This window comes from Proteus appendicitidis (genome assembly GCF_030271835.1).
Lineage (GTDB): Bacteria > Pseudomonadota > Gammaproteobacteria > Enterobacterales > Enterobacteriaceae > Proteus > Proteus appendicitidis.
On sequence record NZ_CP127389.1, the window covers coordinates 3,695,324 to 3,711,275 of the forward strand.

A 15,952-nucleotide genomic window follows, 5' to 3' on the forward strand; every position below is an offset into this window, starting at 1 on the left:
GATGGAGCACTAAACAATCAAAAAACAAAGGAGGTCATAAAAACCTCCTTTCTATCTAACCAACTACTTATATTCAGTTTATTCGATTAACGCCATGCTTTATAACGATTAATCAGATTATTTGTTGAGCTATCATGGCTGTTAACACTTTCCTTACCTTTTAATTCAGGAAGAATACGATTAGCCAGTTGTTTGCCTAATTCAACACCCCATTGGTCAAAGGTGAAGATATTGAAAATAACACCTTGTACAAAGATTTTATGTTCATACATTGCGATCAATGCACCTAATGAATAAGGCGTAATTTCTTTTAACAAAATAGAGTTAGTTGGGCGGTTACCTTCGAATACTTTGAAAGGTGCAACATATCCCATAGTTTTAGGATCTTTTCCTGCTGCGACAAATTCCGCATCAACTTGCTCACGGGTTTTACCAAAAGCGAGGGCTTCGGTTTGTGCAAAGAAGTTAGACATCAATTTTGCATGATGATCAGATAGTGGATTATGGCTAATTGCAGGTGCAATGAAATCACAAGGGATAATTTTTGTACCTTGGTGGATCAGTTGGTAAAACGCATGTTGCCCGTTTGTACCCGGCTCGCCCCAAATGATAGGACCCGTTTGATAACTCACTTTGTTTCCATCGCGATCAATATACTTACCATTCGATTCCATATTGCCTTGTTGGAAGTAAGCCGCAAAACGGTGCATGTATTGATCGTATGGCAGAATCGCTTCAGTTTCTGTGCCAAAAAAATTGTTATACCAAATGCCAATCAGAGCGAGGATCATTGGGATGTTATTTTCAGCATCGGTTGTTCTAAAGTGATTATCCATTGCATGAGCGCCTTCCAGCAATTGCTCAAAATTGTCATAACCAACAGATAATGCGATAGATAAACCAATTGCTGACCATAATGAATAACGACCACCAACCCAATCCCAGAATTCAAACATATTGGCAATATCAATACCAAATTTAGCTACTTCTGTGCTGTTTGTGGATAACGCCACAAAGTGTTTAGCGACAAATGCACTTTCTTTAGCCGAAGCTAAGAACCAATCTCTTGCTGAGTGTGCATTTGTCATGGTTTCTTGTGTGGTAAAGGTTTTTGATGCAATAAGAAATAGCGTCGTTTCAGGATCACATTTTTTCAGTGTTTCTGCGATATGCGTACCATCAACATTAGAAACAAAATGCATAGTAAGATGGTTTTTATATGGACGTAATGCTTCTGTCACCATATAAGGACCAAGATCAGAACCACCGATACCAATATTTACAACATCAGTAATTGCTTTGCCTGTATAACCTTTCCATTCACCACTAATAATGCGCTCACTGAATGTTTTCATTTTATTCAGTACAGCATTAACTTCAGGCATAACATCTTTGCCATCAACGATAACGGGAGTATTGCTACGATTACGTAATGCAGTATGCAATACAGCACGATCTTCAGTGCGGTTGATTTTCTCACCCGCAAACATGCTATTTATCGCACCTTTAACGTCACATTCCTTAGCCAAAGCCTGCAATTTCTCTAATGTTTCTTTCGTAATACGGTTTTTTGAAAAATCCACTAGAATTTGGTCTGAAAACGTTTTTGAAAATTGCTCAAAGCGTGATGGTTCCTGAGCAAACAGTGTTTTCATCTCGGTATTTTTGATAACCGAGAAATGGTTTTCTAATGCCTTCCAGGCTAGGGTTTGGGTTGGGTTTACATTTTTCATTCACAATACTCTCTTAAGATTACAATCCAATATTCTCAGATTGTAGCCTGACATTTAATAGTTACAGTCAATTCTTTCTCATTTGATGATATTGGTCAAAACCATTCAACAAATCTAGTACTAATTACTTACATAGGTAAAACCGATAATGTGGAGCTGATTATTAATTAAATTGATTATTCTTCACTCTGCATTGACTCTCTACTTAATAACCGATATTCCTAAGTGTGTCCAACATCTCATTTTTGCCTAAAGGAATACGACAATGACTGATAATACTGCTACGCCTTCATCTGCATCATCGCCATACACTATCGCTAAATTTGGTGGCACCAGTGTTGCTAACTTTTCAGCAATGGAAAAATGCGCAGATATTATCCTGAAACAAAAGTCAGTTCGTGTCGTGGTTCTTTCAGCATCTGCTGGCATTACTAATTTGTTAATTGAGCTTGCAGCAGGTACAGAGCCTTCACAACGGGAAGCTTTACTCTCACAAGTTCGTGATATTGAGTATGCAATTATCAACCAGCTTTCTCAGCCAGAAATTATTTCTCAAGAAATAAATCGCCTGCTTGAGAATATTGAGATGCTCTCTGAAGCAGCTTCACTTGCCACATCTGATGCATTGACAGACGAATTAGTCAGTCACGGTGAATTAATGTCAACCTTGCTATTTGTTGAATTATTACGTGAAAAAGGCATACAGGCAGATTGGTTTGATGTCAGAAAAGTGATGAAAACCAATGATCTATTTTGTCATGCTGAACCTGATATGGCGCAGCTTACCGAGCTTACAAAAAGCCTGATCCAACCTCGTCTAGAAGAAACCGTTATTGTCACTCAAGGTTTTATTGGTCAAGAGCCTAAAGGGAGAACCACAACACTCGGTCGTGGTGGTAGTGACTATACGGCTGCACTTATTGGTGAAGCACTCGAAATGTCTCGTGTGGATATTTGGACGGATGTACCTGGCATTTACAGTACCGATCCAAGAATAGTGCCAGAGGCACATCGTATTGATCAAATCGCCTTTAATGAAGCGGCTGAAATGGCCACTTTTGGCGCTAAAATATTACACCCAGCGACATTATTACCCGCTGTACGTAGTGGTATTCCCGTGTTTGTTGGCTCCAGCAAAGCACCCGAAGAAGGGGGCACTTTAGTTTGCGCTCAAACAGAAAATCCGCCGGTATTCCGTGCGATTGCATTACGTAGAAAGCAAACGTTGCTCACATTACATAGCCTAAAAATGCTTCATGCGCGTGGCTTCTTGGCTGAAATTTTCACTATCTTATCACGCCACCATATTTCCGTTGATGTGATAACAACCTCTGAAGTCAGTATTGCTTTAACCCTTGATACAACAGGTACAACAAATTCATCAGGCAGTCTCTTAACAAATGCCTTATTAACCGAGCTTTCTGCATTATGTCGTGTTGAAGTAGAAGAAGATCTGGCATTAGTTGCCGTGATTGGTAATTCACTTTCACAAATTAATGGTTTAGGCAGTAAAATTTTTGGCGCATTAGAAAATTATAATATTCGTATGATAAGCCATGGAGCAAGTACGCATAACTTATGTTTATTAGTTAATGGCAAAGATGCAGATAATATTGTGCGTAAATTGCATGATACGTTGTTTTAAATAACGATATTGAGAGAGATAACTTTTATCTCTCTCAAAATTCAACCCTAATGAAAGGAGTGTCTTAAGTATTAAAGAACTTCATTAAAGCCCCATTAAAATGAAAACTTCTTTCTATTAATGGAGTAATAAGAATGAAGCTATATATTACAGAAAACAATAATATTCATAATATAATAAAAAATGAAATATTAAATACAAAGTCTGATAAAAAAGCACTTGCCAATATAAAAACAAAGATTATTTCTCTTCATAACACATCAGTTGCAGGTTATAAGCAACCAGCGCAAAATACACTTAATATACTTAATTACGTAGAAACAGGCAGATATCTCTTCGAAAATATACATTCTATCTGTAATCCATTATTGGTTAATAAAGAATGTATTCATTCAATGATCCAACTTCATCAAAAACAAAAGATCAAAAATATAGACTCAATCATTCAATATAGTAGTGTATTAGCAAATATAGAAGCTCATGAGCGAAATAAGTCTATTGAAAAAAATGAAATAATAAAGAAATATCCGAAATTATTAAATGTAATTAATCAAGCCAACAATGAGATAAAAAAAGTCACCGATACAACTCGTATCTATTTTCAATCATGCATAGAAGAACTACAAAGAAGAAATGAGGGTATTACCATCGTAGAGAAACAAGCAGAATATAATAAACAAGAATTAATTTTCTCGAGAGAAGTTATTAATAATCATTTATTGAAATCTCATAAAGTAGATGAAAATACAATACAAAGAGATATAACAAAAGCAGCAGTATTTAATAAAAAACTAGACAATGTGATTCAGGATTTAAAATTAATGGTTTCTGACTATATCCCTATTTTAGATGAAGAAAATAAACCAAAATCTCATTTAAGTAGTGAAATGCTATCAGATATCATCAACAAACATATAGATAAGCTCAAAAAAATAAACGCTAATTTTTAACCCATTAAGTCAACCTTTGAGATTAGGCTTCTTCTAATAAGAAGCCTATTTCTTAATAATTTAATACACCCGATAACCGTTATATTTTTTCGCAAATTGATTAAATTTACCGAAATCAATTAAGGCAATCTCTAAAGTCTTATGCGATAAATGAGACATCTTCGCAATTTTTTCGACAAAAACGCGGTTATCTTCTAGCTGTTTAGCGGTCAGTGTAGAAGCAATAATCTCACACTCTTTCGGCGTGACAATCCAACCATCATTAGTAGCAAATTTATGAATAGGGATATTCCCTTCTTTTTTACTCTCTTGAGCAAGCAACGCTTCTTCTTCTTTCATTGCCTGTTTAAATAATGCTATTTCTTCTTCAACAGGCTCTGGGGAAGTCGGAGTTTTATGATAAATATAGTCCCCGACTTCTTCGATTCGTGCAGGCGTCATTTCTGCTTTTAGCCAAATTTTATCAAATGCTTTTTCATCTAAAACAGCATCAGTGTCTAAGTTTCCAGTTAGTTGCATCAGATTTAAAAAAGCATTAATTAAAACTTCACTTAATGGATAATTTCCTTTTGCTAAAGAAGGAAACGGCACCTCAGCGCCAGCAGGTGGTGTTTTCTGAAGGTACAAAGTATAGCTCATTGTAATGTCCTTTTTTCTGATACAGGCTTATAGCTTAAACATCTTTAATGGGAACGGCTAGAGGAAATAACAAGGAGATATTGCTATCCCCTCACTATTTATTACATTATTGAGATCTGAAAACAAAAATAAACTAAGACTCATACCCTAAATTAGGCGCTAACCAACGTTCAACTTCACTCACGCTCATTTCTCGACGTTTTGCATAATCTTCAACCTGATCCTTTTGAATTTGAGCAACTGCGAAATATTTACTATCAGGATGACTAAAATACCAACCCGATACTGAAGCACCAGGCCACATGGCATACGCATCGGTCAGTTTCATCCCAATGCGATTTTCAACATCAAGTAATTGCCAAATTTTGGCTTTTTCTGTGTGCTCAGGGCAGGCAGGATACCCCGGCGCAGGTCGCGTTCCTTGATATTTTTCTCGAATAAGTTCGTCATTGGAGAGGTTTTCATCAGGGCTATAACCCCAAATTTGAGTTCTAACCCGTTGATGAAGATATTCAGCAAAAGCCTCTGCTAATCTATCTGACAGCGCTTTTACCATGATTTTATTGTAGTCATCATGGGCATTATCATAAGCATTCGCGAGAGCATCCTCTTCTAATCCTCCCGTAACGGCAAAAGCACCAAAATAGTCAGCAACACCACTTTCAACAGGAGCAATAAAATCAGCTAAGCAGTAATTAGGAAAATCATTTTTCTCTGTTTGCTGACGCAAATGGCAACTGTGTAATAATTCATGTTGTCGGCTTTCATCTTGATAAATCACAATATCATCACCCAGACGATTAGCGGGGAATATCCCGACAATTCCTTTCGGTGTTAATAATTTTTCACGGCTTAATTTGTCCAACATCGCATTTGCATCGGCAAATACACGTCTTGCCTCTTCACCGACTACATCATCTTCTAAAATACGCGGATATTTCCCCGCTAAAGACCACGTCATAAAGAAAGGCGTCCAATCGATATATTCACGTAAGATTTCAATACTTGCAGTGATCTCCTGCACGCCTAATTGATTGGGTTTTGGTGGTGTGTAATTTTGCCAATCAATTTGTAGCGCATTTTTTCGCGCAACCTCTAAAGAAACAGGCGGTGTACGCGGTTTTTTTCTGGCGTATTGCTGACGTACCACTTCATATTCACGACGTGTTTTAGCAATAAAATCAGCTTGTTGTGTTTTAGATAATAGTGCAGCAACAACACCTACGGTTCTTGATGCATTTTGAACATAAACGGTAGGATGACTATAATTGGGTTCTATTTTTACTGCAGTATGCGCTTTGGACGTTGTTGCTCCACCAATCATTAATGGTAAAGAAAAACCGCGCCTTTCCATCTCTTTGGCAACATTCACCATCTCATCAAGTGAAGGCGTGATCAGCCCTGAAAGCCCAATAATATCGACTTTTTCATCAATCGCTGTTTGTAGGATCTTATCGCAGGGAACCATCACCCCCAGATCGATGATCTCATAGTTGTTACATTGCAAAACAACGCCGACAATATTTTTGCCAATATCGTGAACATCTCCTTTTACCGTAGCCAGTAAGATTTTACCTGCTGAGCTACCCGCTTGTTTAGATGCCTGAATATAAGGCTCCAGATAAGCAACGGCTTGTTTCATCACTCTTGCTGATTTCACCACTTGAGGCAAAAACATTTTTCCTTCACCAAACAAATCGCCAACAGTATTCATGCCATTCATCAATGGCCCTTCAATCACTTCAATAGGGTTTGATGCTTGTTGACGACAAGCTTCGGTATCTTCAACAATAAACTCCGTGATCCCCTTCACTAAAGCGTACTCTAGACGTTTCTCAACATTCCATTGTCGCCATTCTGCCAACTGATGATTTTGCTCATCACCTTTAGTGCCACGGTAGCGCTCTGCCAATGCTAATAAATTATCTGTACTCTCTTCATGGCGGTTTAATATGACATCTTCGACTGCATTACGCAGTTCATCAGGTAGAGAGTCGTAAATGGCAAGTTGCCCCGCATTAACAATCCCCATATCCATACCCTTTTTTACTGCGTAATAAAGAAAAACAGAGTGAATGGCTTCACGAACAGGATCGTTACCTCTAAATGAGAATGAAACGTTAGATACCCCACCAGAAATTAAGGCATAAGGTAGTTGAGATTTAATATCCGCACAAACTTCAATAAAATCAACTGCATAATTATTATGCTCTGCAATGCCTGTGGCGACAGCAAATATATTAGGATCAAAAATAATATCTTCTGGAGGAAAACCCGCTTGCTCGGTTAATAACTGATACGCTCGGCGACAAATTTCAATTTTGCGCTCTCTAGTATCTGCTTGCCCGACTTCATCAAATGCCATAACAACAACAGCAGCGCCGTATTTACGCACCAATTTAGCGTGTTCAAGAAAAGGGATTTCTCCTTCTTTCATTGAAATGGAGTTAACAATGCCTTTGCCTTGAATGCATTTTAGTCCCTCTTCAATCACTTCCCATTTAGAGGAATCAATCATCACCGGAACTTTAGCAATATCAGGCTCTCCAGCAATAAGGTTAAGAAAACGTGTCATGGCTTCGACAGCATCTAACATGCCTTCATCCATATTGATATCAATGATTTGAGCGCCATTTTCAACTTGCTGACGGGCAACATCTAACGCTTCTTGATAATTACCTTCTTTTATCAAACGCTTAAATTTAGCAGAGCCTGTGACATTAGTTCGTTCACCCACATTCACAAACAGTGAATTCTCATCAATAACTAATGGTTCAAGACCGGAAAGACGACATGCTTTTTTCAAGGAAGGTAATACTCTTGGTGCAATACCTTCTACCGCTTGTGAAATGGCGAGAATATGCGCAGGTGTTGTTCCGCAACACCCACCGACAATATTAAGAAAACCGGCTTGCGCCCACTCTTTAATTTGCTCAGCCATTTCTTGGGCATCTAAATCATAGCCTCCAAAGGCGTTAGGCAAACCCGCATTAGGATGAGCACTGACATAAGTTTCAGAAATTTGTGAAAGTGTTTGAACATATTGGCGTAATTCTTTAGGGCCTAATGCGCAGTTTAAACCAAATGAGAGCGCATCAGCATGACGCAAAGAGTGGTAAAAAGCTTCTGTTGTTTGACCCGTTAGGGTTCTTCCTGAAGCATCTGTAATGGTGCCAGAGATCATCACAGGTAATTCAATATTGAGCGATTCAAACTCACATTTAATGGCAAAAATAGCCGCTTTCGCGTTTAGTGTGTCGAAAATAGTTTCGACCATAATTAAATCAACACCACCTTTAATTAATCCACGCGTTGCTTCCCGATAGGCTTCCACCAGCTTATCAAATGAAACATTACGAAAGGCAGGATCATTAACATCAGGAGAGATAGATGCCGTTCTGTTTGTTGGCCCTAAAACACCTGCAACATAACGAGGTTTATCCGGTGTTAAAGCACTCCATTTATCGGCACAGGCTTTGGCTAATTTTGCAGCCTCTTCGTTTAGCTCAAAACAGAGTGACTCCATGTGATAATCAGCCATCGCGATAGATGTCGAGTTAAAGGTGTTGGTTTCAACAATATCAGCGCCAGCTTGAAAATAAGCATCATGTATATCTGCAATGATCTGGGGTTGTGTTAAGACTAAAAGGTCATTATTTCCTTTAACATCACAATCCCAATGAGCAAAACGCTCACCACGATAATCAATTTCTGTAAGTTGATATTGCTGGATCATCGTCCCCATTGCGCCATCAAGTACTAAGATACGTTTTCCTAATGCTTCTACCAGTTGTTGTTTTATGTTTGCCACGTTGTTTCCTCTCAATTGAGAATGCTTTTGTGCTGGTTTTTTCTTTATTGTTATTTCGTTGCTTTTTTATCCTACCATACCTTTTTACAAAGATTTCTAAGACGAAGATGAGAGATTTTCACTCAGTGATAAACACTCTTGATAAATATTTCTTATCACATATTTTGTTTTGAAAAATGTAGTGATCGGAGGAGTTTTATTATACGAGATAGTTCATAATAGATATTATTATGGATAGCATTTCTGGAGTGTATGCATGACAGTTTCCCCTACAAATAAAAAAGTACGTAAGACAAAAACAACTGCCACTCAAAGCACTGCACAAGGAGGTCCAGTTCAGTCATTAAGTCGTGGGCTGACATTATTGGAATATATTTCCGAATCTCCGGGGGGGATCGCTCTAACTGATCTCGCCTTCCAAGCTGGGTTACCCAATTCCACAACACACCGCCTACTCACGACACTTCAACAGCATGGTTTTGTTCGCCAAGTCGGAGATTTAGGATTATGGGTGGTAGGGACACACGCCTTTATTGTTGGCAGTAGCTTTCTACAAACCCGCAATCTTTTGGTAATGGTGCATCCTATTTTACGTCAGTTGATGGAAGACTCGGGTGAAACCGTTAATCTGGCAATTCTTGACCAAATTGAATTTGATGCGGTAATTGTCGATCAAGTGCAATGTAATGCGTTAATGAGAATGTCCGCACCTATTGGCGGTAAATTACCGATGCATGCATCGGGCGCAGGTAAAGCGTTTCTTTCTACTTTACCAGAAAATAAATTACTGCCTTTGCTCCAGAAAAAAGGCTTAATGGCTTATACACCTCACACCCGAACACTTCCCTCTTCCCTAAAAGAAAGCTTAGAGCAAGCTCGCAAACAAGGTTTTTCTTTCGATGATGAAGAGCATGCTTTGGGCTTACGCTGTATAGGTGCTTGTATTTATGATGAACACCACCAGCCTTTTGCGGCGATTTCGCTTTCTGGCCCAGTTTCTAGAATGACGGATTCTCGCATCACTGAATTAGGAGCCATGGTGATAAAAGCAGCAAAACAAATTAGCCGTGAATACGGTGGCGTAAAAAGTTAATCCCCTCTTTTTCACCTTCCTCATTGCAAATAATGAGGAAGGTATCTCCAAAATTAAACCGATTCAGCTTTTTAAAATGACAGCTTTTATGCTTTATTTTCGTTAAATATTAAAAAACTGTTATTTCTCACCCCAAAAAATTGATGCTGATCACAGATGTTGTTTATGGTGCATTAAGAGTATTGCAACTCTGCTTGTTACCCGTAACAATGTTACCGGTAACAAATACTATAGCGAGTTTAAGTATTCTCTTTTTTTAAAGCTAATAGTAACGCTCATCACCCTTGTGTGACTAAAGGAAGCATCATTATGACCCCTAAAAATCATGACCCAATTCAGAACGACGTTGTTCCCCTTAACGAAACAGTAAAACAGGTGACTGAACGCATTATTGCTCGTTCACAAACAACACGTCGTGCTTATCTGAAAAAAATTGAAGCCGCAAAAAGTCAAACAGTACATCGTGCTCAATTGGCTTGCGGTAATTTGGCTCATGGTTTCGCAGCTTGTCAGGCTGACGATAAAAATCTTCTGAAAAATATGGTTCATAATGATATTGCCATTATCACTGCTTACAATGATATGTTGTCGGCTCATCAACCGTATGAAGATTATCCTCAAAAAATTAAAAAAGCATTACATGCTGTTGGTGCCGTAGGACAAGTGGCAGGCGGTGTTCCTGCAATGTGCGATGGTGTCACTCAGGGGCAAGATGGTATGGAGCTATCGCTCCTTAGCCGTGATGTTATTGCAATGTCAGCGGCAGTGGGCTTATCCCATAATATGTTTGATGGCGCGCTCTATTTAGGGATCTGCGATAAAATCGTTCCCGGATTAGCGATGGCGGCACTCTCTTTTGGTCATCTTCCTGCTATTTTTGTTCCTGCGGGTCCTATGACTAGCGGTTTACCCAATAAAGAAAAAGTCCGTATTCGCCAGCTTTATGCTGAAGGTAAAGTGGATCGTAATGCCTTGTTAGAAGCAGAAGCCGCTTCTTATCATAGTATTGGAACTTGTACCTTTTATGGCACAGCGAATTCCAACCAAATGGTGATGGAAATAATGGGGTTACATTTACCTGGAGCTTCTTTTGTACATCCTAATACACCATTGCGTGATGCATTGACTGACGCAGCCGCGAGCCAAATTGTGCGTCTCACTGAAAACTCGGGTAACTATCTTCCTATCGGGCAATTAGTTGATGAGAAAGTGATTGTAAATGGCATTATTGCTCTGTTAACAACAGGCGGTTCCACTAATCTCACTATGCACTTAGTCGCAATGGCTCGTGCAGCAGGTATTATTATTAATTGGGATGATTTCTCTGAGCTTTCGCAAGTTGTTCCACTTATTGCTCGCATTTATCCTAATGGCCCTGCTGATATTAACCAATTCCAAGCGGCTGGAGGAATTGCTCTCATTATTCGTGAATTACTGAAAAAAGGCTTAATTCATCGTGATGTAAACACGGTGGCTGGATTTGGTATTGAACGCTATACCTTAGAGCCTTGGTTAAATGACGGCAAACTTGATTGGCGTGAAGGTGCGATAAGCTCTTTAGATAAAGATGTGATTGCTGATATAAATACGCCATTCTCATCACATGGTGGTACACAAGTGATGCAAGGTAATTTAGGTAGAGCGGTAATGAAAACCTCTGCGGTACCCGATGAGAATAAAATTATCGAAGCGCCAGCTGTTGTTTTTAATAGCCAACATGATATTGCCGCTAAATTTGAAGCTGGTGAGTTAAATAAAGATTGTGTGGTCGTTGTGCGTTATCAAGGACCACAAGCCAATGGGATGCCTGAATTACACAAATTAATGCCGCCGTTAGGAGTGTTAATGGATAAAGGCTACAAAGTCGCATTAGTTACAGATGGCAGACTTTCAGGAGCCTCCGGTAAAGTTCCCGCCGCAATTCATGTTACACCAGAGGCTGTAAATGGTGGCTTATTATCCAAAGTGCGTGATGGTGATATCATTCGTGTTAATGGTAAAACAGGTGAGTTAACGTTGCTTGTTGATGAGCAAACATTAAATGCTCGCCAAGATAAAATCCCTGATTTAAGTGCCAACAATACAGGCTGTGGTCGTGAGTTATTCGTTAATTTACGCCGTCATTTATCAGGTGCTGAACAAGGTGCTTGTTGCATCGATTTTTAATGTAGACAAGTTTTAAGGCTTAACGAGGAGCAGATTAAATATATTTGCTCACCATTTTCTGATTAGGAAATACAATCATGGATCATTGGAATACAAGTGCAGAGTCTGTACTAAAATCAGGGCCTGTTGTTCCTGTTATTGTTATCAACCATATTGATGATGCAGTCCCTGTTGCAAAAGCGTTAGTCGCCGGTGGTGTCAAAGTTTTAGAAGTGACATTACGTACAGAATGTGCAATTGAAGCTATCCGCCGTATTGCAAAAGAAGTTCCTGAAGCCATTGTGGGTGCGGGTACGGTAATTAATCCTCAACAATTAGCACAAGTTACTGAAGCAGGCGCTCAATTTGCTATTAGCCCAGGATTAACAGAAGCATTACTCAAAGCAGCCGTTGCGGGAACTATTCCTTTAATTCCAGGAATTTCAACAGTTTCTGAATTAATGCTGGGAATGAGCTACGGTTTAAATGAATTTAAATTTTTCCCCGCAGAAGCTAATGGTGGTGTAAAGGCATTAAAAGCCATTGCAGGACCATTCTCAACCATCCGTTTCTGCCCAACTGGCGGTATTTCGCCAGAAAACTACCGTAATTACCTTGCACTTGAGAGTGTGCTTTGTATTGGTGGTTCTTGGTTAGTACCTAATGATGCAGTGAAAGCAGGTGATTTCCAACGTATTACTGAATTAGCTAAAGAAGCTGTTGCGGGTACTCAACGTTAATGATCTCAGTACAAAAATAGGTTTTATCTAATAAAGGTAGGTATCCCCTTGTACCTATCTTTATTTTTATCTTTTCCTAAGGCAATTTATTAAGTAAATCGCTTGGTTTGGGAATAGGCATAAACATCTTCAATATACCCGTCTTTAATTTTTTGCTGCTGTTGTTGCCAATATTCTGGTGATAAAAGCTCACGATGTAGAGCTTCAAAATAGTCGCAAACCCGCTTATCACTGCATAGGAAATAGCGAAATTCTTCAGGAAATACATCATTGAGTGCAACGCTATACCAAGGCTCGCTCGCTAATTCATCTTCAGGGTAACGGGCAGGAGGGATCGCACGAAAATTCATGTCTGTCATATAACTAATTTCATCATAGTCATAGAAAATCACACGATGATGACGAGTCACACCAAAGTTTTTAAACAGCATATCACCGGGAAAAATATTCGCTGCAATAAGCTCTTTCAACGCTTGCCCATAATCTTCAACGACCGCTTTAAGCTGATTGTCATCACACTGTTCCATATAGATATTAAGTGGCGTCATTCGACGTTCCATATACAGATGACGGATCAATAATTTATCTCCCAGATCTTCTAGCTTATTGGGGATCTCTTGTTCAAAAACAGCCATTAATTCAGGGCTAATTCTTTTCTTATCGATCATAAAGTTTTCGAACTCTTGGGTATCCGCCATGCGCCCGACACGATCGTGTTCTTTAACTAATTGATAGCACTCTTTTACACGCTCTGCAGTGATCGTTTTTTGGGGCGCAAACTTATCTTTGATCACTTTAAAAACACGATCATAAGTGGGTAATGTAAATACCAACATCACCATACCTTTTACACCGGGAGCTTCAATAAATTGCTCTGATGAAAAATTCATAAAGGCGAGGTATTCACGATAGTATTCTGTTTTACCATGTTTTTGACACCCTATTGACATATAAAGCTCAGCGATAGATTTGCTCGGTAATATATCTCTTAACCATGCAACTAATGCTGCTGGAAATGGGGCATAAACCATAAAATAAGAACGGGCAAAACCAAAAACGATACTCGCTTCATCTGCCGAGATAAGGCAAGTATCAATCAGTAATTGTTGCTCAACATTATGAATAGGTAATAAGAATGGAATATATTGCTCATTAATCACTATTTTACCAATCAACCAAGCCGCTTTATTACGATAAAAAAGTTCGTTTGCGATATGAAATACCGCACTCTGCAATTGTTCAGAAGAGAACTGGGCAGTAAGTACATTACAAATAGCATGAATATCACGCTGTTTATTTTGCCACGGTAGTCGCAAAGGTAAGCGAGATAAAATGTCTTGCAGTAATGTGGGTAAATCACTTTGAATAACAAACTGCTTTGATAACGGTCGAGGTGCTTGTGTAAAGCGATAAGCTGGTTGGGATGAAAAAACAAATAGGTTTTTTTTATTCAATTCACGATGGTAAAACAGACGACAATAAACAGAATTAAAAAAGCTCTCTGCGATCTCAAATCGAGGGTAATTGGGTAATAATTGCGTATAGTTCTCTTTCACTCTTTGTAGGAAAAGGCTTTCTTTATCAATATCATGTCGAATACACCTAAGTTGTTCAACCACTAATCCAACATGATTATCGTATAACCGGATGCGTTCCTTCATCGCGATTTGAACACCATGCCAATCCGCTTGCTCAAAACGATATTGCGCCCCTGACGTTATCTCGAGAAAGCGACCATATTGGGCATCAAAGCCTTGTAAAATTGTTTGAGCAATTAAATCTTCTGGCGTCATTAACAACCTCACGAAAAAGAGGAGCATCCTGCTCCTGAATTATCACCACAAAAACAGATAATGATATTTTTAAAACTTGTGGCTTGCGCAAACTAGAATTGTTGTTCTTCTGTAGAGCCTGTTAGTGCCGTCACTGAAGACATACCACCTTGAATAATCGTGGTCACTTTATCAAAATACCCTGTTCCCACTTCTTGCTGATGCGAGGAGAAGGTATAACCTTGATTAAGTGCAGCAAACTCTTTTTCTTGCACTTTCTCTACATAATGCTTCATGCCTTCACCTTTAGCGTAATCATGTGCCAGATCAAACATGTTGAACCACATGCTGTGAATGCCCGCTAAGGTAATAAACTGGAATTTATATCCCATTGCTGATAGCTCATCTTGGAAATGAGCAATCGTGCGATCATCAAGGTTCTTTTTCCAGTTAAAAGAAGGCGAGCAGTTATAAGCCAGCATTTTTCCGGGGTATTTATCGTGAATAGCTTCTGCAAACTTAGCAGCCATTTTCAGATCAGGAAGTGATGTTTCACACCACACCAGATCAGCATAAGGTGCATAAGCAAGCCCGCGGCTAATTGCTTGATCAATACCCGCATGGGTACAGAAAAAACCTTCAGGTGTGCGCTCTCCGGTTAAGAATGAGCTATCATAAGGATCGCAATCTGAAGTTAAGAGATCAGCAGCATCAGCATCTGTTCTTGCAACAAGTAATGTTGGCACATCAGACACATCTGCGGCTAAACGTGCAGCAACAAGCTTTTGTACAGCCTCTTGAGTAGGAACTAATACTTTTCCTCCCATATGACCACATTTTTTCACTGCCGCTAACTGATCTTCAAAGTGAACACCTGCCGCTCCAGCTTCAATCATCGCCTTCATTAATTCAAAGGCATTTAATACTCCACCAAAACCGGCTTCCGCATCAGCCACAATAGGAAGGAAAAAATCAATATAATCTTTATGCTGAGGACCAATACCATTTGACCACTGAATTTGATCAGCTCGTCTAAACGTATTATTGATACGCTGAACAACATTAGGAACAGAATCAACTGGATATAGAGATTGATCAGGGTACATACTTGCTGCGGTGTTAGCATCAGCAGCCACTTGCCATCCTGAAAGGTAAACAGCTTCTAACCCTGCTTTTGCTTGTTGCAACGCTTGCCCACCAGTTAAAGCTCCTAATGCATTAACATAACCCTTTTTCGATTTACCATTTAATGATGACCAAAGCCTTTGAGCGCCACGTCTTGCTAAGGTATGTTCTGGGTTAACCGAACCTCTTAATTTAATGACATCTTCAGCGCTATAAGGACGGGTAATACCTTTCCAGCGAGGTTGTTCCCACTCTTTCTCTAATTGGGCGATTTGCTCTGATCTACTAATAGTCATAAA

Annotated in this window: 10 protein-coding genes; 5 read left to right on the plus strand and 5 right to left on the minus strand. The window is 39.2% G+C overall.

The annotated features are described in order from the left end of the window. Positions 1–86: 86 nt before the first annotated feature. Complete coding sequence (gene pgi, locus QQS39_RS16900; RefSeq protein WP_285805010.1) at positions 87–1,733, minus strand: glucose-6-phosphate isomerase; 1,647 nt, start codon at positions 1,731–1,733, stop codon at positions 87–89. A 265-nt stretch (positions 1,734–1,998) separates the two neighbouring features. Here pgi and lysC point away from each other — a divergent pair, with 265 nt between their 5' ends. Beyond that, positions 1,999–3,378, plus strand: coding sequence for a lysine-sensitive aspartokinase 3 (gene lysC / locus QQS39_RS16905; protein ID WP_151436258.1), 1,380 nt, complete (start codon positions 1,999–2,001; stop codon positions 3,376–3,378). Positions 3,379–3,512: 134 nt separating this feature from the next. Beyond that, entirely contained in the window at positions 3,513–4,328 is an 816-nt protein-coding gene (locus tag QQS39_RS16910) for a hypothetical protein (RefSeq protein WP_196736518.1), read from the plus strand. A 60-nt stretch (positions 4,329–4,388) separates the two neighbouring features. Here QQS39_RS16910 and QQS39_RS16915 read toward each other — a convergent pair whose 3' ends face one another. Continuing rightward, positions 4,389–4,967: a hypothetical protein gene (locus QQS39_RS16915; RefSeq protein WP_285805011.1), complete on the minus strand. Its 579-nt coding sequence runs from the start codon at positions 4,965–4,967 to the stop codon at positions 4,389–4,391. A 133-nt stretch (positions 4,968–5,100) separates the two neighbouring features. Beyond that, the gene (metH, locus tag QQS39_RS16920; protein ID WP_285805012.1) at positions 5,101–8,778 is read right to left on the minus strand and encodes a methionine synthase; all 3,678 of its coding nucleotides are present in this window, start codon (positions 8,776–8,778) and stop codon (positions 5,101–5,103) included. Positions 8,779–9,034: 256 nt separating this feature from the next. Here metH and iclR point away from each other — a divergent pair, with 256 nt between their 5' ends. The 3 genes from iclR to QQS39_RS16935 all read left to right on the plus strand — a co-directional run bounded on the left by iclR (position 9,035) and on the right by QQS39_RS16935 (position 12,756). Then, positions 9,035–9,871: a glyoxylate bypass operon transcriptional repressor IclR gene (iclR, locus tag QQS39_RS16925; RefSeq protein ID WP_151436262.1), complete on the plus strand. Its 837-nt coding sequence runs from the start codon at positions 9,035–9,037 to the stop codon at positions 9,869–9,871. A gap of 309 nt (positions 9,872–10,180) precedes the next feature. Continuing rightward, a complete protein-coding gene (gene edd / locus QQS39_RS16930) occupies positions 10,181–12,037 on the plus strand; it encodes a phosphogluconate dehydratase (protein WP_285805013.1) in 1,857 nt (618 codons plus the stop codon). Positions 12,038–12,114: 77 nt separating this feature from the next. Further along, complete coding sequence (locus QQS39_RS16935) at positions 12,115–12,756, plus strand: bifunctional 4-hydroxy-2-oxoglutarate aldolase/2-dehydro-3-deoxy-phosphogluconate aldolase (protein ID WP_151436264.1); 642 nt, start codon at positions 12,115–12,117, stop codon at positions 12,754–12,756. Between the two features lie 89 nt (positions 12,757–12,845). On the opposite strand, the gene aceK is transcribed toward QQS39_RS16935, so the two are convergent. Together aceK and aceA are read right to left on the minus strand one after the other, a co-directional pair. Next, positions 12,846–14,555, minus strand: coding sequence for a bifunctional isocitrate dehydrogenase kinase/phosphatase (gene aceK, locus QQS39_RS16940; protein ID WP_432711560.1), 1,710 nt, complete (start codon positions 14,553–14,555; stop codon positions 12,846–12,848). Positions 14,556–14,641: 86 nt separating this feature from the next. After that, positions 14,642–15,949 (minus strand): isocitrate lyase, encoded by a 1,308-nt coding sequence (gene aceA, locus QQS39_RS16945; RefSeq protein WP_072065199.1) that lies wholly within the window; start codon positions 15,947–15,949, stop codon positions 14,642–14,644. Between the last annotated feature and the right edge of the window lie 3 nt (positions 15,950–15,952).

Excerpts from the sequence above, each read along its gene's own strand:
- QQS39_RS16910 (WP_196736518.1), top strand. The coding sequence starts at position 3,513 with ATGAAGCTATATATTACAGAAAACAATAATATTCATAATATAATAAAA.
- iclR (WP_151436262.1), top strand. The coding sequence starts at position 9,035 with ATGACAGTTTCCCCTACAAATAAAAAAGTACGTAAGACAAAAACAACT.
- aceA (WP_072065199.1), bottom strand. The coding sequence starts at position 15,949 with ATGACTATTAGTAGATCAGAGCAAATCGCCCAATTAGAGAAAGAGTGG.
- pgi (WP_285805010.1), bottom strand. The coding sequence starts at position 1,733 with ATGAAAAATGTAAACCCAACCCAAACCCTAGCCTGGAAGGCATTAGAA.
- QQS39_RS16915 (WP_285805011.1), bottom strand. The coding sequence starts at position 4,967 with ATGAGCTATACTTTGTACCTTCAGAAAACACCACCTGCTGGCGCTGAG.
- edd (WP_285805013.1), top strand. The coding sequence starts at position 10,181 with ATGACCCCTAAAAATCATGACCCAATTCAGAACGACGTTGTTCCCCTT.
- QQS39_RS16935 (WP_151436264.1), top strand. The coding sequence starts at position 12,115 with ATGGATCATTGGAATACAAGTGCAGAGTCTGTACTAAAATCAGGGCCT.
- lysC (WP_151436258.1), top strand. The coding sequence starts at position 1,999 with ATGACTGATAATACTGCTACGCCTTCATCTGCATCATCGCCATACACT.